This is a genomic window from Vibrio sp. OPT18 (assembly GCF_015163615.1).
GTDB classification, from domain to species: domain Bacteria; phylum Pseudomonadota; class Gammaproteobacteria; order Enterobacterales; family Vibrionaceae; genus Vibrio; species Vibrio coralliirubri.
This window is the reverse complement of record NZ_JADDYK010000051.1, coordinates 26,298-45,464: the sequence shown is the minus strand read 5'-3', so window position 1 is coordinate 45,464 and position 19,167 is coordinate 26,298. Positions and strand designations below refer to the sequence as shown.

At 45.5% G+C, this 19,167-nt stretch carries 18 protein-coding genes; 9 read left to right on the top strand and 9 right to left on the bottom strand.

All coding sequences use genetic code 11. The features are described 5' to 3' along the window. Together IQQ51_RS27050 and IQQ51_RS12900 are read left to right on the top strand one after the other, a co-directional pair. Positions 1 to 956 (top strand): ATP-binding cassette domain-containing protein (locus tag IQQ51_RS27050; RefSeq protein WP_228012844.1); only part of this gene is annotated, 956 nt, incomplete at its 5' end. Between the two features lie 115 nt (positions 957 to 1,071). Then, positions 1,072 to 2,310, top strand: coding sequence for a leucine-rich repeat-containing protein kinase family protein (locus IQQ51_RS12900; protein ID WP_193841281.1), 1,239 nt, complete (start codon positions 1,072 to 1,074; stop codon positions 2,308 to 2,310). Between the two features lie 149 nt (positions 2,311 to 2,459). On the opposite strand, the gene IQQ51_RS12895 is transcribed toward IQQ51_RS12900, so the two are convergent. The 6 genes from IQQ51_RS12895 to thrS all read right to left on the bottom strand — a co-directional run bounded on the left by IQQ51_RS12895 (position 2,460) and on the right by thrS (position 6,666). Continuing rightward, the gene (locus IQQ51_RS12895; RefSeq protein ID WP_193841280.1) at positions 2,460 to 2,909 is read right to left on the bottom strand and encodes a hypothetical protein; all 450 of its coding nucleotides are present in this window, start codon (positions 2,907 to 2,909) and stop codon (positions 2,460 to 2,462) included. 68 nt (positions 2,910 to 2,977) lie between these two features. Next, entirely contained in the window at positions 2,978 to 3,292 is a 315-nt protein-coding gene (yqfB, locus tag IQQ51_RS12890) for a N(4)-acetylcytidine aminohydrolase (protein WP_004733516.1), read from the bottom strand. A gap of 196 nt (positions 3,293 to 3,488) precedes the next feature. After that, positions 3,489 to 3,842 carry a 50S ribosomal protein L20 gene (rplT, locus tag IQQ51_RS12885; RefSeq protein WP_004733517.1) on the bottom strand — a complete coding sequence of 118 codons (354 nt, stop codon included), beginning with the start codon at positions 3,840 to 3,842 and terminating at the stop codon, positions 3,489 to 3,491. Positions 3,843 to 3,884: 42 nt separating this feature from the next. Then, positions 3,885 to 4,079, bottom strand: coding sequence for a 50S ribosomal protein L35 (gene rpmI / locus IQQ51_RS12880; protein WP_004738430.1), 195 nt, complete (start codon positions 4,077 to 4,079; stop codon positions 3,885 to 3,887). Positions 4,080 to 4,183: 104 nt separating this feature from the next. Beyond that, positions 4,184 to 4,735, bottom strand: a complete 552-nt coding sequence (infC, locus tag IQQ51_RS12875; RefSeq protein ID WP_076654893.1) for a translation initiation factor IF-3 — start codon at positions 4,733 to 4,735, stop codon at positions 4,184 to 4,186. 2 nt (positions 4,736 to 4,737) lie between these two features. Next, the gene (gene thrS / locus IQQ51_RS12870; protein ID WP_016768282.1) at positions 4,738 to 6,666 is read right to left on the bottom strand and encodes a threonine--tRNA ligase; all 1,929 of its coding nucleotides are present in this window, start codon (positions 6,664 to 6,666) and stop codon (positions 4,738 to 4,740) included. A 454-nt stretch (positions 6,667 to 7,120) separates the two neighbouring features. Between thrS and IQQ51_RS12865 the strand changes: the two genes are divergently transcribed. Next, positions 7,121 to 8,044 (top strand): DUF3187 family protein, encoded by a 924-nt coding sequence (locus IQQ51_RS12865; protein WP_193841279.1) that lies wholly within the window; start codon positions 7,121 to 7,123, stop codon positions 8,042 to 8,044. A 114-nt stretch (positions 8,045 to 8,158) separates the two neighbouring features. On the opposite strand, the gene IQQ51_RS12860 is transcribed toward IQQ51_RS12865, so the two are convergent. Next, complete coding sequence (locus IQQ51_RS12860) at positions 8,159 to 8,902, bottom strand: sporulation protein (RefSeq protein ID WP_017063601.1); 744 nt, start codon at positions 8,900 to 8,902, stop codon at positions 8,159 to 8,161. 181 nt (positions 8,903 to 9,083) lie between these two features. Between IQQ51_RS12860 and hutC the strand changes: the two genes are divergently transcribed. The 6 genes from hutC (at position 9,084) to IQQ51_RS12830 (ending at position 16,448) form a co-directional block, all read left to right on the top strand. Further along, a complete protein-coding gene (gene hutC, locus IQQ51_RS12855) occupies positions 9,084 to 9,797 on the top strand; it encodes a histidine utilization repressor (protein WP_048617925.1) in 714 nt (237 codons plus the stop codon). Positions 9,798 to 9,910: 113 nt separating this feature from the next. Further along, positions 9,911 to 11,161, top strand: coding sequence for an imidazolonepropionase (gene hutI / locus IQQ51_RS12850; protein ID WP_193841278.1), 1,251 nt, complete (start codon positions 9,911 to 9,913; stop codon positions 11,159 to 11,161). Next, positions 11,148 to 12,194: a formimidoylglutamase gene (gene hutG / locus IQQ51_RS12845; RefSeq protein WP_193841277.1), complete on the top strand. Its 1,047-nt coding sequence runs from the start codon at positions 11,148 to 11,150 to the stop codon at positions 12,192 to 12,194. Before hutI ends, hutG begins: the two co-directional genes overlap by 14 nt. 60 nt (positions 12,195 to 12,254) lie before the next feature. Further along, positions 12,255 to 13,949: a urocanate hydratase gene (hutU, locus tag IQQ51_RS12840; RefSeq protein WP_193841276.1), complete on the top strand. Its 1,695-nt coding sequence runs from the start codon at positions 12,255 to 12,257 to the stop codon at positions 13,947 to 13,949. 14 nt (positions 13,950 to 13,963) lie between these two features. After that, positions 13,964 to 15,496: a histidine ammonia-lyase gene (hutH, locus tag IQQ51_RS12835; RefSeq protein WP_048607477.1), complete on the top strand. Its 1,533-nt coding sequence runs from the start codon at positions 13,964 to 13,966 to the stop codon at positions 15,494 to 15,496. Positions 15,497 to 15,722: 226 nt separating this feature from the next. Beyond that, positions 15,723 to 16,448: a DUF3581 domain-containing protein gene (locus tag IQQ51_RS12830; protein WP_193841275.1), complete on the top strand. Its 726-nt coding sequence runs from the start codon at positions 15,723 to 15,725 to the stop codon at positions 16,446 to 16,448. Between the two features lie 172 nt (positions 16,449 to 16,620). On the opposite strand, the gene IQQ51_RS12825 is transcribed toward IQQ51_RS12830, so the two are convergent. Together IQQ51_RS12825 and IQQ51_RS12820 are read right to left on the bottom strand one after the other, a co-directional pair. After that, the gene (locus tag IQQ51_RS12825) at positions 16,621 to 17,082 is read right to left on the bottom strand and encodes a methyltransferase family protein (RefSeq protein WP_193841274.1); all 462 of its coding nucleotides are present in this window, start codon (positions 17,080 to 17,082) and stop codon (positions 16,621 to 16,623) included. Positions 17,083 to 17,148: 66 nt separating this feature from the next. Continuing rightward, positions 17,149 to 19,167: FAD-linked oxidase C-terminal domain-containing protein (locus tag IQQ51_RS12820; protein ID WP_228012843.1), on the bottom strand; the 2,019-nt coding region annotated here is incomplete at its 5' end.

Below are 19,167 nucleotides of genomic sequence, written 5' to 3'. Positions count from 1 at the left end.
TCTACCACCTCAACAGCTTGGGTGTGCGTTTCTATAAAGGAAATTATGATGATTACTTCAAACAAGTGTCTAGCCAAAGCGAAGCGCTAGAGAAACAGATTGCGCATCATAAGTCCGAAAAGAAACGACTCGAGCGTCAAGCTCAAGCCAACAAGGAAAAGGCACAGCAGCGAGAATCTCAGGGAAACCGACTCAGAAAGTCAGGTAGCCAACCCAAGATCTTATTGGATGCGATGAAAGATAAAGCAGGACAAAGCCAAGCCGCGTCTGCGACAAGCCAAAGGAATCTCATTGACCAAAACCAACATAAACTTCAGTCGCTTAAAGAACAAAAGGAACGGCTGAAACCACAAGCTTTGTATCTACAACAAAGTAAAAGCAGTAAAAAGAGCTCTTTGTTAACCGTTGAAAACTGCCGCCTTATTTACGGCTCTGGTGCGCCCATCAGTTTCTCTTTATCACAAGGGGAACGGTGTTATCTAACCGGTGCTAACGGGTGTGGAAAATCGACACTGTTAAAAGCGATTCACGGTCAACACGCCAATTATAAAGGCTCGATTAAGCGCTTGGGGGCGACCGTCTATTTAGATCAACACTTTGGACTGTTAGACGCTAACGAGGCGATGTTCGATAGCTTAATGACGCACAGCTTTGGACTAACAGAGAGCGACGCGCGAACCCTGCTAGCGGGAATTGGATTCAGGCGAGACTCGGTATATCGAAAAGTCGCTCACCTCAGTGGTGGCGAGAAAATGAAGTTGGCGATGTTGATCGTCAGTCATAAACAAGATGCCCCACTTCTTTTGCTTGATGAACCAGACAATCACTTGGACATAGACTCAAAGCAAATATTGGCTTCGGCTCTGCGTGAATACCAAGGTGCGTTCATCTTGGTCAGTCATGATAGCGATTTTGTTCAGGAGGTCGGCGTTAGCCAAAACCATATACAGCTTTAACCTTCGTAAATTCGTTCACTTAGTTTAGTTAGGCGAGTATTCTTCCGGATACTCGCCTTTCTTGATTGAGACAAGTAAACTACGCGCCTCGAACATCTATTCATAAGGCTAAGGTTTGCATACTCTAGAACAATTAAAATCAGGGCAACTCAAAGGTATTAAACGCTTAAAACTATCAGAAGGTCTCACCGAGTTTCCTCTAGAAATCATAGAGCTTGCAGATTCTCTTGAGATCCTAGACCTTTCAGGTAATCAGCTGTCAGACCTACCAGCCGAGTTATCACAGCTAACTAACCTGTGTATCATCTTCGCGTCGAATAACCTGTTTACGCACCTACCTGATGTTCTAGGTACTATTCCTAAGCTCGAAATGGTTGGCTTCAAAACCAACCAAATCAAAACCGTTAGCGAGCAGTCTCTGCCTTCTCAACTACGTTGGTTAATCCTGACCGACAATGAGATTGAGGCTCTGCCTAGCTCACTAGGTGAAAGACCACGACTACAGAAACTGGCATTGGCGGGTAACAAGATTCGCGTGTTACCAAAAAGCATGGAAAACCTATCCAACCTTGAACTGGTTCGCCTGTCTGCAAACCAGTTGACTGAATTCCCTGAGTTCCTTATTAAGCTACCAAAACTTGCTTGGTTAGCATTTGCGGGTAACCCGTTTTGCAAACACCCTAGCAGCTTAGATAGCGTGCCTGCTGTAAGCTCGCAATGCTACTCACTGAATCAAGTACTTGGTCAGGGTGCATCTGGCGTAATTTCACATGCTAACTGGGTGAACGGCGATTTTGATTTCCCACAGGAAGTCGCTGTAAAAGTATTTAAAGGTGAAGTGACAAGCGACGGTTACCCACACGATGAACTCGAAGCTTGTTTGCAGGCTGGTTATCATAGCAATCTAGTGAAATCGATAGCTCAAGTCGATGAACAAGACTATCTCGCGCTGGTGATGGAGCTTATCCCAAGCAACTATTACAACCTAGGCTTACCTCCGACTCTTGAAAGCTGTACTCGCGATACGTTCAATGAAGGCTTCGAGCTTTCCATTGCTCAGATCAATAGCATTACAGAGCAGATGATTGATGTGTTTGAACACCTTCATGCCAACAAAGTCTGTCATGGTGATCTATACGCTCACAACACTTTAGTGAACGAACAAGGTCAGATGATCTTTGGTGACTTTGGCGCTGCGACTATCTACGGCTACCTAACTGAAGAACAGCAACAAGGTATTCGCCGAATTGAAGCACGTGCATTGAAGTACTTTATTGAAGACCTACTGACGATTTGTGCAAAGCAAGATCAAGACAGCGAGCTTTATACTCAACTAGCGAACTTCAAAGCTTAACGGCTTAACTTAATAGCTTAATAGCTTAATAGCGCGATGATTAGAAGTAATCGGTCGAATTGAAAACAACAAAGCCAACATCACTGTTGGCTTTGTTATTCTTATTACATCACTCACTTTATTGGGCAAGCAAGGTCGGTTAAAAAGGGTTAACGCTCAGCCTGCACCAATTTCAGATACGAATGCAGCTCACCATTTTTATATTCCACCGCAGAGTGAATGTTGAGATCAGCACGAGCCACAACAGCAAACTGGTAGCGATTCTCGCCCTTCAAAATCTCGACGTGTAACAACCCACCTTTTAGTTGCCACTGCCCTGTTGTTTCAAATCGGTCGAACAAACGATATTCAATCAAAGAACCGTCAGCATTGAAGTGCACTTCAGTGATGTAACCGCCGGGACAACTCTTCACCCAAACTCGATTCTCGATATCACTGACCGTAAAGTCACGCTTTGTATCACGCCACGCTAGAAAGCATTCGCTATCATAAAGAGCAATGTCGAGATCAGTTCTAGAGATTAACGGCTGCTCAGTCTGCTCACGACAATAAAGTTGGAGCAAAATTTGTTGAGCTGCACCATTCTGTAATTCACTCATTGTGACTTCCCTTTCTCATTGCTCTGCGTTAGACGCGGTATTGATCAACCAATTCTATTTAAAGCGGGCTACACAAGCTCGTAAGAAACCACATACAGCTGAGAGATACCCGGATAGATATCTTGAATCACGTCTTTCAATACTTGCAGCGTCATGTTCTCTTGCTGAGCATGGAACTCACCTAAGTCATCAAACAAAATTGGCTCAACACTGATGATCTTAAGATTACAGAACACACGGCCTTGCTCTAGCGTTGATACTTCCACAACACTGCCTGGCTGGTAGTCACGCTCAGATTCATCGCGAATAGTAATCGTCTTCTTACCAGATAGTATGTCAGTTTCAAAACGTTCGAAGAACGTCATAGTGGTCGGTGCGGTCATTTATTTCGGTCGCTTAACATTTAAAGGTTAGGTAGATGTTTATATACCAGAATGCGTGTTCAAGCGAATAAAAATTAGATGCGAGATGCGAGATGCGAGATGCGAGATGCGAGAAAATATGGCAAAGCCAAATTACAGGCAATAAAAAAGGAGAACCGAAGTTCTCCTTTTCTTAAACCTTTAAGCTAACTCTAAATTATAGAGATGCTTTCGCTTTTTCAACTAGAACAGCAAATGCTGCTTTGTCGAATACTGCGATGTCAGCAAGAATCTTACGGTCGATCTCGATAGATGCTTTCTTAAGGCCATTGATGAAACGGCTGTAAGATAGACCATTTTGACGAGATGCCGCGTTGATACGTGCAATCCAAAGTTGACGGAATTGACGTTTCTTGTTGCGACGGTCACGGTAAGCGTATTGACCAGCTTTGGTAACTGCTTGGAAAGCTACGCGGTAAACACGTGAACGTGCTCCGTAGTAACCTTTAGCTTGTTTTAGAACTTTCTTATGACGTGCACGAGCTTGTACACCACGTTTTACGCGAGGCATTATGCTTCTCCTAAACTAAACGAATTTATAAACTAAAAAGAATTAAGCGTATGGCATCATACGTAGAACTTGAGCAACTTCACATTTAGGAAGGATCGAGTTCGGACGTAGCTGACGCTTGTTCTTAGTAGTACGCTTAGTCAGGATGTGACGTTTACCAGCGTGCTTAAACTTAATACCACCAGCAGTTTTCTGGAAACGCTTAGCAGCACCTTTGTTGGTTTTCATCTTAGGCATGATGAATAACTCCGCATTGTTGAGTTGTTAATAACATAGTAATTAGGGCGAATAAAACCCCGCAACCTGAGGCTGCAGGGTTCAATTACTTGCAAAGCCGTTAATTACTTCTTTTTAGGGGCCAACACCATGATCATCTGGCGACCTTCAATTCTCGTTGGGAAAGATTCGACTACTGCAAATTCTTCAGTATCCGCTTTCAAACGATTAAGAACGTCAACACCGATTTCTTGGTGAGCCATTTCGCGGCCACGGAAGCGAATTGTTACCTTCACTTTGTTGCCGTCTTCTAGGAAACCAGTCAGGTTGCGTAGTTTTACCTGATAGTCTCCAATATCAGTTCCAGGTCGGAATTTAATTTCCTTGATCTGAACCTGCTTTTGCTTCTTTTTCTGCTCTTTCGCAGCTTTGCTCTTCTCGAAGAGGAACTTACCGTAGTCCATCACACGACAAACTGGCGGCTCGGCGTTAGGGCTGATCTCTACAAGATCCATACCAGCTTCATTTGCAGCTTCCATCGCTTCAGCGATTGATACTACACCAACAGCTTCGCCGTCTGCGCCAGTTAGACGCACTTCACGAACGCCACGAATGTCACCGTTTAAACGGTGCTGGTTTTGTTTGGCCGGTTGTTGGCCACGTCTTCCGCCTTTAATAGCTATTCCTCCAGATTGAGCTTACGGCTTGAAACCTCGGCTTGGATGTATGAAATAAAGTCATCCACTTTAAATTTGCCAAGGTCCTTACCTTTACGTGTACGTACTGCAATTTCGCCGGCTTCCATTTCTTGGTCACCACACACAAGCATGAACGGTACACGTTTCAAAGTATGTTCGCGGATTTTAAAGCCAATCTTCTCATTTCTCAAGTCTGCTTTGACTCTAAATCCACTTTTTTGCAGTTTTTTCGTAATTTCTTGTACATATTCAGACTGTTTGTCTGTAATGCCCATTACAACTGCTTGTTCTGGCGCCAACCACGTTGGGAAGAAGCCAGCGTATTCTTCAATAAGAATACCGATGAAGCGTTCTAGTGAACCTAAAATCGCGCGGTGGATCATAACTGGCGTGTGACGCTCGTTATCTTCACCTACGTAAGTAGCACCTAAACGTTCTGGTAATGCAAAATCGAGCTGCACTGTACCACATTGCCAAGCGCGGTCCAAACAATCATGCAAAGTAAATTCAATCTTAGGTCCGTAGAACGCACCCTCGCCTTCTTGAATCTCGTATGCAATGTCCATTGCCTCTAGCGCTTGCTTAAGGTCAGCCTCTGCACGGTCCCACATTTCGTCTGAACCTACACGCTGTTCTGGACGAGTAGATAGCTTAACAACGATGCTTTCGAAGCCGAAAGTTGTGTAAGTATCGTAAACCATTTCAATACAAGCTTTAACTTCTTGTTGAACTTGGTCTTCAGTACAGAATACGTGAGCATCATCTTGAGTGAAGCCACGAACACGCATAATGCCGTGAAGTGCGCCAGACGGCTCGTTACGGTGACATGAGCCGAACTCAGCCATACGTAGCGGTAGATCACGGTAAGATTTCAAACCTTGGTTGAAGATTTGAACGTGACCAGGACAGTTCATTGGCTTGATAGCGTATTCACGGTTCTCTGAAGAAGTTGTGAACATCGCTTCAGCGTACTTATCCCAGTGACCAGAGCGTTCCCAAAGAACACGGTCCATCATTAATGGGCCTTTAACTTCTTGGTAATCGTACTCAGTCAGTTTTTGACGAATAAATACTTCTAGCTCACGGAAGATAGTCCAACCGTTGTGGTGCCAGAACACCATGCCTGGTGCTTCTTGCTGCATGTGGAATAGGTCAAGCGCTTTACCGATTTTACGGTGGTCACGTTTAGCCGCTTCTTCTAGACGCACAAGGTGAGCTTTAAGCGCCTTCTTGTCGTGGAATGCAGTGCCGTAGATACGTTGAAGCATCTTGTTGTCACTGTTACCACGCCAGTATGCACCCGCTACGTTAAGTAGAGTGAAGTGCTGGCAGAAGCTCATGTTAGGCACGTGTGGACCACGACACATATCGATGTATTCTTCGTGATGGTACAGGCCTGGACGATCGTCTTTAGAAACGTTCTCGTCCAAGATTTCAATCTTGTAAGTCTCGCCGCGAGCTTCGAATGCGTCGCGCGCTTCCTGCCAGCTAACTTTCTTCTTAACAACCTGGTACTTGGTCTTCGCTAGCTCTTTCATACGCTTTTCGATCTTTTCTAGATCTTCTTGCGTTAGAGAATGCTCAAGGTCGATATCGTAGTAGAAACCGTTATCGATAGTAGGACCGATCGCCATTTTCGCTTCTGGAAAAAGCTGCTTAACCGCGTGGCCTAAAAGGTGAGCACAAGAGTGACGAACGATCTCAAGGCCATCAACTTCATCTTTAGCTGTGATGATTTCAAGGCTTGCATCGTTTTCGATAAGATCACAAGCATCAACACGCTCGCCGTCTACACGACCAGCAATGGTTGCTTTCGCAAGACCAGGACCGATTGATAGGGCAACATCTAGAGTTGATACAGGGTTGTCAAATTGACGCTGACTACCGTCAGGAAGAGTAATAATTGGCATTATTTGTCCTTTACAGTGGTGTTGCACACCAAGCAACACATGAAAATGTTTAATATATGTTTGTCAGTCAACGAGTATGTTGACCGGAGATATATGCATAATAAATATACCCACATAGAAGCAAATACAGATGCCCCACTTGTGAGTAGCCGAACATTGTAACGAAATTATATGAAATGACAATGACAGAGCGAACCCGCAGCTCTACAACGGCTTCATTGAATAAGGTTAACCATGCTTGTGATGACTTACCTGCTCTCCAGTAATTACCAAGCTGCATCAACTAAACAACTGCACCCTACTTGTTCCGAGTTCGCTGATGCAACTTATCTCTTACAAACGAGTTATTTAGAACTAAGCTATATAGAAGCAACGGAATGCAGATGAGGTGTATATGGAGAAACGGGCTACTTGTATATCGCTCATACGACCTTTACCGCTAATAATAGCCGCCATGTTTTCTGCGTCAAACGCATGGGCCAACAAAGATTACGGCCCCTTAATCAGTTATACCCAAGCACCACTGCAGTCGGTTCGTCTCACCCCGTCGCTCCGTTCAGGCTTCCCTCTTGAAGAGAATAAGGTTGAAGTATTTACAGCCTTAACTGCTGCGAGTATCTGGGCTCACTCCCACGACTATCACTTAGACTATTATCAAAACCAACTTCAAACAGGCCTACGATGGCAATTGACCACAGCGTGGCAAGTAGAGCTCAATTACCGCTGGTTATACGCCGCCAATAATCATCTCGACAAAATCACCATTAACTTTCACGACCTATTTAGCATCGACCAAGCAGGTCGAGATCAGAAAAACAGACACCAATTCGACATATATGCACCAGACCATGGCGTCAATAATCGAGACTTCTCCGGCGACACATTGACTAGCGCTTTCACGCTCTACACCCAGTATCAGATCATAGATATAGAGAACCATGGATTATCTTTTGGTGTATCCCTTTATCACAACAACGTCAGCCACGGTGCATTTAAGGGAAACAGCACCGAACAAAGCGCTCAACTCAATTATGCATACCAACTCGACATCAATACCTTCTATACAAGCTTAGGGTTAGCGAATCAGTCCAGTAGAGAAGCGGAGAATAGCTTTTCACATAAGAAGACAACATGGTCATGGATGGGCGGCTATCAACTCACACTATTTGAAAACCATGAGTTACACCTCGAATACCGTTGGTATGAAGGCGCAGAAGATGGTGACACTGAGTTTTCAGAAGCCGCGAATGAAATGATGTTTGGCTATCGCTATCTGATGCAACGCTCGGCAGTTGAGATCTCCATAATCGAGAACATCTTCAACATGGACAACTCCACCGATGTTGCCTTTCAATTGGCCTATCGGCACCAGTGGTAAACCCATTTCAGAACGGGATAGATAGTAGAATCAAAAAAGCCGAACGGTTAAGTTCGGCTTTAGAAATCGTACTGTCTTTATTAATAGACAGAGCGACTACTAACAGATAGATAACTACGCACTCATGATTCTTGATACAGCGTTGCGAATGTCTGAGTCGGCCGCGTTAGCAGGTAAGCTGAATGAGATGTATTGGTCGCCACGGAAGCTCATTGAGCGGTCGATTTCTGCTAGGCAGTGAACCATAGAACCATCTACGATGAATGACAGCTCGATCTCTTTGTTATTCATAAAGCCGCCGCTGCGAAATTCAATCTCTTGGTAACAGCCAGAGCGAGAAGCAAAGCTGTTGCCTTTTAAGAAGCCCTTCTCTACGTCTGCTTTCACCATTGCCATGCCCGATGCTTCCACACCTTGGATAATTTTAGCGACTGTTGGCAGTGGATGAACGGAAATGAAATCACGGTCTTTAGGATCAATCGCGAAGCCGATATCTAGGTTGGTTTCAACCCACACATGGCATTGGTTCATTTGTGCGTTCAACGCGGTGACTGGCGTTTCATCATTCAGTTTAAGACGGAATGGCACCAATTTGGTTTCACCCGGTTGGATCACGAAAGGCTCTACGGCTTGAATACGACCCAGTGAAAAAGTTTCGTAGCTGGTGCTGTCTTCCGTTTCGACTTTTACTTCTGTATTGAGAACCAAGTTAATCAGGTCGATTTGTTGCTCAACGTCGCCACCAACAATGTGAACATTGCCAGACAACTCTCCACCTTGGAAAACTTCAATATTATCTAAGACGGTATCAACCTTTGCTGCACCAATGCCCAACGAGGCCTTTAATTTCTTAAACATATTATTTCCCTTTCTAATTATCTGATTTACGAATAGTTATTGCGTGACAATTTGCGACACTTGCCTCACAGAATCAAGCAATTTGCCCCATCTATGTTGAATAAGGTCACATTGCCCGAGGAAATGTTGAAATCGTTAAAAAATCCGTTACTCTATTTGTATAGTCAAATAAGGTTTCATTATGTCGAAAGCGCCGCTCTACCTTCAGATAAAACAGTTCATAGACGACAAAATTACCAATGGTCACTGGCCGGTGGGTTATCAAATCACCACCGAACTTGAACTCACCGAGCAGTTCAATGTGAGTAGAATGACAGTCAATAAAGCCATTCGAGATCTTGTGTCTGAAGGTAAGCTCATTAGGAAGCCAAGGCTTGGCACTTTTGTTTGTGAACCCGACGAAAAAGCGCAATCTCCGCTGCTTGATATCAACAACATCGCGCAAGAGATCAAAGACCGAGGCCAAACGTATACTAGCCAAGTTATCAAGCACGATAGCATCAAGGCTGATGAAAGCACGGCTACACGGTTAGGTGTGATGATTAACGCAGAAGTCTTCTATAGTGAAATCATCCACTTTGCGGACAATGCGCCGATACAATTGGAAGCGCGTTGGGTGAATTCTCAAGCCGCTCCAAAATACCTAGAGCAAGACTTTTCAACCTCTACACCCAACGAATACCTTTCAAAGAGCTGCCCGTTAAGTGCTATCGAGCACACGGTTGAAGCCATTATTCCAGACTCTCAAATCAGAACGTCACTAAAGCTATCTGAATCAGAGCCTTGCCTTCTTTTGAATAGAAGAACATGGAGCAAAGAGCGCCTCATCAGCTTTGCATTGCTCTACCATCCTGGCTCTAAGTACAAATTAAGCTCCAAGATACTTCTAGATTAAAGAACATCATCCTGATCGCCGATCACATTTTTGCAACATCAACTTGATTCGGGTCAGCGTTTAGCCTATTTATTTGTATATACATTTAATGTTTAGCAAAGATCTAGGTGAATATGAATTTGATCCTCAAAAACGCACGAGTGGTCTCCATGAGTTCGGGAGCCGACGGTTATCAGCCCTCTTCCCCTCAAGATATCGTTATCGAAGATGGTAAGATCGTGTCTATCTCTTGTTCAAACCACGAAGTACATGCTTCTGAGGTAGAACAACCGAGCACTGATGGCTCTGCGGATTACATCACCTATGATTGCAAAAACAAGCTCGTCACCCCAGGGCTGATTGATTGCCACACTCACCTCGTATTTGCAGGCAATCGCGCCAACGAATTTGAACAGCGTTTGAATGGTGTCTCTTACACCGACATCGCCAAACAAGGCGGCGGGATTCTTGCGACAGTCACTGCAACACGCGCAGCACAAGAGTCTGAACTGGTTGAAATGGCACTACCGAGACTTGATGGACTACTAAGAAGTGGCGTAACCAGCATCGAAGTAAAATCGGGCTATGGTTTAACTCTTGAAGATGAGCTCAAGATGTTACGTGCAGCCAAAGCGTTAGAGAATCATCGCCGAATTAAGATCACTACCACTCTCCTTGCAGCGCATGCTGTGCCACCTGAATATAAACAACAACCAGATCGTTACATAGATCTGGTTTGCCAAGAGATCATTCCTAAAGCTGCGGAGCAAGGGCTCGCCGATGCCGTTGACGTGTTCTGCGAGTCTATCGGCTTCAACCTAGAACAAACCGAACGAGTCTTTGCAGCCGCCAAAGCACATGGGCTCACGATTAAAGGCCACACTGAACAACTTTCGAATATGGGTGGCAGCGCACTTGCAGCAAAATACGGCGCACTCTCTGTCGACCATGTTGAATACCTTGATGAAACCGGAGTAAAAGCACTGGCAGAATCAGGCACAGTCGCCACCTTATTACCCGGTGCTTTCTACTTCTTGAAAGAGACTCAACAGCCACCTGTTGCTTTACTTCGTGAACACAAAATCCCAATGGCGATCGCGACCGACTTAAACCCCGGCACTTCACCCTTTGCTGATTTAACGCTGATGATGAACATGAGCTGCACCCTGTTTGGCACGACACCTGAAGAAGCATTGCGTGGTGTAACTTGTAACGCTGCCGCTGCCATTGGCGAGTCACAAACCAAAGGCAAAGTCGAAATCGGTTATGCCGCAGATTTAGCTATCTGGAATATCGACCACCCTGCCGATCTAAGCTATCAAGTCGGTGTTCCTCATCTGCATAAACGCATTGTTAGTGGCGAGGTGTGTCATGACTCAATCTAAATCCAACGGTATCCAAGAGAACGCAACTACCGTGCATAACTTTGTGTGGACCGGACGTAATGATCTTGAAGATGGCGTACTCGGTACTCGCGTTCATCACATTACCAAGCAAGTACAAAATAGTGACTTAAGTGACGAGCTGACTGACAGCGCTATCGCCTTGGTTGGCTTTGCCAGCGATGCCGGTGTTGCAAGAAATAAAGGACGTGTGGGCGCGAAACAAGCACCTAACTTGATACGCCAAGCTCTGGCGAATATGGCTTGGCACAACGACGCACGCATCGCCGATCTCGGTGATATCGAGTGCAATGATGGTCAATTAGAAGTCAGCCAAAAACAGTGTGCTTCTGTGATTGCCAATGCCTTAGCAACCAACAAAGTGATTACCCTTGGCGGTGGTCACGAAGTGGCTTGGGCGTCGTTCCAGGGACTTGCTGAGCATTTACATAAAACTGAACGCCTTCACAAAGACCAGCCTGAACGCAAACCTAAGATAGGCATCGTTAACTTTGATGCTCACTTTGATCTTCGTGAATTTGAAAGCGACATCGCCGATGTCAAACCGAGCTCAGGCACGCCTTTTAACCAGATCAGCGATTACTGCCACACACATCAATGGCCGTTTCATTACGCTTGTCTTGGCGTTAGCGCGGCTAGTAATACCAAAGCGCTGTTTAACAAAGCTGACCAATTGGGCGTTTGGTATGAACACGACCGCAACATGACCCAAGTAAACCAAGTCGCTCAACTGGTTAAGTTGCAAAAATTCATCGCTGAGTGTGATTACCTCTATCTCACTATCGACCTTGATGTTTTCCCCGCAGCTACTGCGCCGGGCGTAAGTGCACCAGCGGCAAGAGGCGTGAACCATGAAGCGCTTGCTCCTTTTTTAGAACAGATTTTCCAACACAGTGAAAAACTCATTATCGCGGACATTGCAGAATATAACCCGGACTACGACGTCGATGGCCAAACGGCTCGATTGGCAGCTCGTTTGTGTTGGGATATTGCCAGTGCAATGGCCAGCGGCTAATCCAGCTATACCGATAACTACAACTACAACGATATAACGTGAAACAGAAGGAATTCCAAAATGACGGAACACCACAACAGTGACCCTCGTCTCGACACGACTCGCGAAATTCGCGCACCTCATGGCACCACTTTGCGCGCTAAATCTTGGTTAACAGAAGCACCACTGCGTATGCTCATGAATAACCTAGACCCTGATGTGGCAGAACACCCACATGCACTGGTTGTGTATGGCGGTATTGGTCGCGCTGCACGTGATTGGAAATGTTATGACAAGATTGTGGAAGTATTAGAGCGTTTAGAAGACGACCAAACGTTACTTGTTCAATCAGGTAAACCTGTAGGCGTGTTCCCGACTCATAAAAACGCACCTCGCGTACTAATTGCTAACTCGAACCTTGTTCCACACTGGGCGAACTGGGAACACTTCAACGAGCTCGATAAAGAAGGCTTGATGATGTACGGCCAAATGACCGCAGGCAGCTGGATCTACATTGGTTCACAAGGCATCGTTCAAGGTACTTATGAAACCTTTGTCGCGATTGCCAAGAAGCACTTCCAAGGTGAAGCAAACGGCAAATGGGTTCTAACGGGCGGTCTTGGTGGCATGGGCGGCGCTCAACCTCTTGCTGCAACGATGGCTGGCTTCTCAATGATCGCCGTAGAATGTGATGAATCACGAATCGACTACCGCTTGCGTACTGGCTATGTAGACAAAAAAGCCACCAGCTTAGATGAAGCGATGGCAATGATTAAAGAGTCAGACACACCTATCTCAGTTGGTTTATTAGGTAATGCCGCAGACGTATTCCCAGAGTTAGTTGAACGCAATATCACACCTGACGTGGTGACTGACCAAACATCTGCCCACGATCCTCTTAACGGCTACTTGCCGCAAGGTTGGACGATGGAGAAAGCCGCACAAGAGCGCACCATTGATGAAGCAAAAGTGGTGAAAGCCGCTAAGCAATCTATGGCGATTCAAGTTCAAGCAATGCTAGACCTCCAATACCGTGGCGCTGCAACAGTAGATTACGGCAATAACATTCGCCAAATGGCACTGGAAGAAGGCGTAGAAAACGCGTTTGATTTCCCAGGTTTCGTTCCTGCTTATATTCGACCTTTATTCTGCGAAGGTATTGGTCCGTTCCGTTGGGCTGCGTTGTCTGGTGACCCAGAAGACATCTACAAAACAGACCAAAAAGTAAAAGAACTGATTCCAGACAACCCACATCTACATAACTGGCTAGATATGGCGCGTGAACATATTCAGTTCCAAGGCCTACCAGCTCGTATCTGTTGGGTTGGATTGAAAGATCGTAAACTTTTAGGCCAAGCATTCAATGAAATGGTCAAAAATGGCGAACTGAAAGCACCGGTTGTTATCGGTCGTGACCACCTAGATTCAGGCTCAGTAGCAAGCCCGAACCGCGAAACAGAAGGCATGATGGATGGATCAGATGCAGTATCAGATTGGCCTCTATTGAATGCCCTTCTGAACACAGCTGGCGGCGCAACTTGGGTTTCTCTGCACCACGGTGGTGGCGTTGGTATGGGCTTCTCGCAACACTCAGGCATGGTGATTTGTTGTGACGGTAGTGAAGATGCATCACAGCGTATTGCTCGCGTACTTCATAATGACCCAGCAACCGGCGTTATGCGTCATGCAGATTCGGGTTACGATATTGCTAAGCAGTGTGCTAAAGAGCAGAAACTTGATTTACCTATGCTAAACGAAGAACTTCGTCGCCTTTAATGTCTGGAGAGAACATGTTGAACTTATTACTTAAACCAGGACTTCTTGGCCTATCTGAACTGCGTAAAATCAGCCGTAGCCCTGTGAACCTCTCACTGGATCCTGCAGCAATCCCGGATATTGAAGCGAGCATGCAGGTTGTCGAGCAAGTGATTGCTGAAGACCGCACTGTGTATGGCATCAACACGGGTTTTGGCTTACTAGCAAATACCAAAATAGCCCCTGAAGACCTCGAAGTTCTACAGAAAAGTATCGTACTTTCTCACGCAGCGGGCATTGGCAAATTTATGTCTGATGAAACCGTGCGTTTGATGATGGTATTGAAGATTAACAGCTTGTCTCGCGGTTACTCGGGTATCCGCCTCAAAGTGATTAACGCTCTTATCGATCTTGTGAACGCGCAGGTTTACCCATGTGTTCCACAAAAAGGATCAGTAGGTGCCTCTGGAGATCTTGCTCCCCTCGCCCACATGAGTACCGTTCTGCTAGGTGAAGGCCAAGCACGCCACAACGGCAAGATCATCACTGGCTTAGAAGCAATGCAGATCGCAGGCCTTGAGCCAATCACGTTAGCGCCGAAAGAAGGCTTAGCACTATTAAACGGCACACAAGCATCGACTGCATTTGCATTAGAAGGTCTGTTCGCAGCGGAAGACTTGTTCGCGTCTGCGACTGTGTGTGGTGCAATGTCTGTTGAAGCTGCACTCGGTAGTCGTCGTCCGTTTGACCCTCGTATACACCGCGTTCGTGGTCATCGTGGTCAAATGGATGCAGCCCTTGCATACCGCCATATGCTTGATCAAAAGAGTGAGATTGGTGAGTCACACACTTGCTGTGAAAAGGTTCAAGACCCTTACTCGCTGCGTTGTCAGCCTCAAGTGATGGGTGCCTGTTTACAGCAAATTCGTAATTCAGCAGAAACGTTAAACGTTGAAGCGAACTCGGTATCGGATAACCCACTGGTATTTGCTGAAGACGGCGACATTATTTCAGGTGGTAACTTCCACGCAGAACCTGTGGCAATGGCAGCCGATAACCTAGCACTTGCGATTGCAGAAATTGGTAGCCTTTCTGAACGAAGAATGGCACTGCTGATTGATAGCGCACTAAGCAAACTTCCACCTTTCTTAGTCGATAATGGCGGCGTTAACTCAGGCTTTATGATTGCTCAAGTAACGTCTGCTGCTCTGGCAAGCGAGAATAAAACACTGGCACACCCAGCATCAGTCGACAGCCTTCCAACATCGGCAAACCAAGAAGATCATGTGTCTATGGCCACCTTTGCGGGTCGTCGACTTCGTGACATGGCAGAAAACACTCGTGGCATCTTGGCCGTTGAATACTTAGCAGCAGCACAAGGCTTGGACTTCCGAGCGCCAAACCTCTCTTCGCCTCGAGTAGAAGAAGCGAAACAGATTCTGCGTGAAAAAGTGAGCTTCTACGACAAAGACCGTTACTTCTCACCAGATATCGAGCAAGCGAACCTATTGCTCAAATTATCAGTGCACAATCACCTAATGCCAGAAGGTATTCTGTGTAGCTTTTAAGAGAGAAACAATCTGAACAACACCCATTAGAGTGTTATATAAACAAGGGCTATTGATTAGCCCTTGTTGCATTGAACCAAAGACCATATTCCCCTTAAAATCGTCACATACCATCCAACGTATTTATCTAATCGATTGATATATAAGCAAAGTTAACTGGATAGACCATTAGAGCGAAGTTAGTTAGCTATAATCCACCCCAGATTTGATGACTAATAGCGATACTATGTTTCTGACACCTTACTTTTCTACTGAAGACAATCAATTTCAATTCACTCGTGAACAAGCTAGCCACTTTGCTAAAAAAGTAGCCGCTGACTTCAACCCAATTCACGATGAAGACAACAAGCGCTTCTGCGTGCCTGGCGACCTTTTGTTTGCAGTTCTTCTGCAGAAAGAAGGCATCAACCAAAAAATGCGTTTTGATTTTTCAGGTATGGTTGGTAACGGTATTGCGCTAAGCGTTGACAACAAATGTGAGAAAGAAAGCTCACTGGTTGACGAGAAAGGCAAAGAGTACCTACACATGTCTTGTGAAGGTGAAAAGAGCCACGACCAAGCATTCATCGAGCACGTGGTAACAAACTACGTTAAGTTCTCTGGTATGAACTTCCCACACATCATGGTTCCTCTTATGGAAGAACAACAGATGATGATCAACTGCCAGCGTCCTCTTGTGATTTACGAGAGCATGGAAGTTGAATTTACTCGCCTAGACCTGTCTCACCCAGAAGTTGAATTCTCTGGCGCGACTTTTGATGTTGAAGGTAAGCGCGGTATCGTGACTCTGAACTTCGATTTCAAAGAAGATGGCGAAGTAGTCGGTAAAGGCGTGAAGCGCATGGTAGCAAGTGGCCTTAAGCCATACGACCAAGCTTCTGTAGACGACCTAGTAAACCGCTTCAACGAACGCAAAGAGATGTTTCTAGCTCAGTTCGCAGCTGCCGCTTAGTCAGTATCCTTATTTACACATCTCGATGTAAATAAGCTCTAGAACAAGATCAATAAAGCCCAGCTTGATAATCTCAAGCTGGGCTTTATTATTTCGATTATTAAGCTATTAAGCTATTAAGCTATTAAGCTATTAAGCTATTAAGCTATTAAAGCCTGCTCTCAAATCATCACTAAATCCAGCGCCTAACCTTCTGTTTGTAATCAACATATTCCGCACCGAATAATTGTTCTAGTGCTCGCTCTTCGGGTTTGATTTGGAAGTAATTCATGTAGATTACGAAGCCAAAGCTAAGTAGTACACTGAAGATATTCTGGAAGAAGTAGCCAAAGCAAAACAGTAGGATGAATAGCCCTAAGTACATTGGGTTTCGCGTGTAGCCAAAAATTCCACTGTCCACGACGGCTGAAGCGGTTTCGACTTTGATCGGGTTAACGGTGGTTTTCTGTTTTCGAAATTCCAATATCCCTGATACTCCAATCACACCACTCAATGTGACCCCGATACCTAACACAATCATTCCATAAGGCAATGCCAGTGTCCCTTGGCTCAACTGTTGAGCGCAGAAGTATGATGCTACGAATACAATAATGAACAGTGCAACTGGTGGTACTTTTAATTCTAGAAATTTCATACTTTTCCTTATTAACATTCCTTTGTTAGTTTAGAAAAAAGCCCAGCAATTGCTGGGCTAAATGTATTAGAGAATTTTTGCTAGCGCCTGTAATGGGTGAGCAAGCTTCTCACCTTCAAAACGCTTCACTTGGCTGCGGCAAGAATAACCCGTCACCAAACAACGATCTTTTGGTAAGTCCTGCATTTGAGGCTTCCAGCTTAAACCGTATATGTCTTTCGACATTTGCAGCTTATCGACTTCGTGGCCGAAAGTACCCGCCATACCACAACAGCCGACAGGAACGCTGGTTAACGCCGCACCAAAGTGTTTGAAGATAGTGCCCCACTCTTTTTCAGCATTCGGCATTTTGGTTTTCTCAGTACAGTGAGCAAACAAGTACCACATATCTTCACTTGCTGAACGTGCTTCGAACTCACCTAACGATGGCATTAACCATTCATGCACAGTAAGCACCTCAAAGTCGCCGCGCTTATCACCTAAGATCTCGACGTATTCATCGCGGTAACAAAGCACAAGAGCAGGATCAACACCGACCAAAGGAATACCAATATCCGCCACCATCGACAAGAAATCAGAAGTCGATTTCGCCTCACGTGCAAAACGATTTAAGAAGCCCTTGATGTGTAGCGCTTTACCATTCGGTTTGAACGGCAGCAGTACCGGTGTTTTGCCAAGCTTTTGAGCCAGAGTGACGAAGTCTTCAATCACCTCAGCATCATAGAAGCTAGTAAACGGGTCTTGCACGATCAGCACATGCTGTTTCTTCTGTTCAGAAGACAAGCCTTCTAAATACTGTAAATCGAAAAGTTGCAGCTCTTTACTTGCCAGGCGATTTTTAAGCGTAGGCACCGACATCAATGGTGCATCAACATAACCAACCGTTTTAGCCGTTGCCGTTTGTATCCACTTTTGACCCAACGCAGCGTTCACTACTTTTGGCGCTTTCGCCATCAGCGGCAGCATGGTTTCAATGTTGGCAACCAAATAGTCTTTTGCTGGGCGTTGGTAACGCGAGTAGTAGATGTTCAAGAATCGAGAACGGAAACTTGGTACATCGACTTTAATCGGACATTGACTCGCACACGCTTTACACGCCAAACAACCGTTCATCGCTTCATGAACTTCATGCGAGAAATCGTACTCATGGCGTTTGTTCATCGTATTGCGAACACGCTCAATCATAGTCTTAACGGGTGTGTTGTCTTTCAACGCTTCTTGCTCAAGGTCGAGAATATCAACGCCTTGTTCAGTCAGTTGACGTAACCACTCTCTTACCAAGCCTGCGCGGCCTTTTGGTGAGTGACGTCGGTCAGCCGTGACTTTCATTGAAGGACACATTGGTGAGCTCGTGTCGTAGTTGAAACACAAGCCGTTACCGTTACATTCCATTGCTTGCTTGAAGCTGTCACGAACTTGTACATCGATCTGACGGTCGTAAAAGCCACGCTTAGTATCGGTGACTTTCACCAATTCAGCATCGCTTTCTAACGGCGTACAGATTTTACCTGGGTTCATCTTGTTGTGCGGGTCGAATGCGGCTTTAACACGTCTTAATTCGGTAAATAGCTCTTCGCCGAAGAAGTCAGGACCATACTCAGAACGGAAGCCTTTACCGTGTTCACCCCACATCAAGCCGCCATATTTAGCCACCAGCTTAACCACTTCATCAGAGACTTCATGCATCAAGGCTTCTTGCATCGGATCACACAGATCCAATGCTGGACGAACGTGTAATACGCCCGCGTCAACGTGACCAAACATGCCGTAATTCAACTCTTTTGAATCGAGTAACACTCTAAATTCAGAGATGAAATCCGCCAAGTTTTCTGGTGGTACACAAGTATCCTCAGCAAAAGCGACTGGCTTAGCTCGGCCTTTCGCCGCACCCAATAAACCCACAGCTTTCTTACGCATGTTGTAGATTCGGCCAATGCTCGCCAAATCGCTACAAACTTGGAAACCAATCACGCCGGCTTCTTCGCTTTCAACCATGGTTTCAAGGCGTGCAGTCAGCGCTTGAACTTGCTGTTCAACTTCCGCTTCATCTTGGCCTGCAAACTCAACCATGTTGATGCCAAGCAT

Bases quoted from the DNA above. Each gene is read 5' to 3' on its own strand.
- IQQ51_RS12895 (WP_193841280.1), bottom strand. From the start codon at position 2,909: ATGAGTGAATTACAGAATGGTGCAGCTCAACAAATTTTGCTCCAACTT.
- yqfB (WP_004733516.1), bottom strand. From the start codon at position 3,292: ATGACCGCACCGACCACTATGACGTTCTTCGAACGTTTTGAAACTGAC.
- rplT (WP_004733517.1), bottom strand. From the start codon at position 3,842: ATGCCTCGCGTAAAACGTGGTGTACAAGCTCGTGCACGTCATAAGAAA.
- rpmI (WP_004738430.1), bottom strand. From the start codon at position 4,079: ATGCCTAAGATGAAAACCAACAAAGGTGCTGCTAAGCGTTTCCAGAAA.
- thrS (WP_016768282.1), bottom strand. From the start codon at position 6,666: ATGCCAATTATTACTCTTCCTGACGGTAGTCAGCGTCAATTTGACAAC.
- IQQ51_RS12865 (WP_193841279.1), top strand. From the start codon at position 7,121: ATGTTTTCTGCGTCAAACGCATGGGCCAACAAAGATTACGGCCCCTTA.
- IQQ51_RS12860 (WP_017063601.1), bottom strand. From the start codon at position 8,902: ATGTTTAAGAAATTAAAGGCCTCGTTGGGCATTGGTGCAGCAAAGGTT.
- hutC (WP_048617925.1), top strand. From the start codon at position 9,084: ATGTCGAAAGCGCCGCTCTACCTTCAGATAAAACAGTTCATAGACGAC.
- hutI (WP_193841278.1), top strand. From the start codon at position 9,911: ATGAATTTGATCCTCAAAAACGCACGAGTGGTCTCCATGAGTTCGGGA.
- hutG (WP_193841277.1), top strand. From the start codon at position 11,148: ATGACTCAATCTAAATCCAACGGTATCCAAGAGAACGCAACTACCGTG.
- hutU (WP_193841276.1), top strand. From the start codon at position 12,255: ATGACGGAACACCACAACAGTGACCCTCGTCTCGACACGACTCGCGAA.
- hutH (WP_048607477.1), top strand. From the start codon at position 13,964: ATGTTGAACTTATTACTTAAACCAGGACTTCTTGGCCTATCTGAACTG.
- IQQ51_RS12830 (WP_193841275.1), top strand. From the start codon at position 15,723: ATGTTTCTGACACCTTACTTTTCTACTGAAGACAATCAATTTCAATTC.
- IQQ51_RS12825 (WP_193841274.1), bottom strand. From the start codon at position 17,082: ATGAAATTTCTAGAATTAAAAGTACCACCAGTTGCACTGTTCATTATT.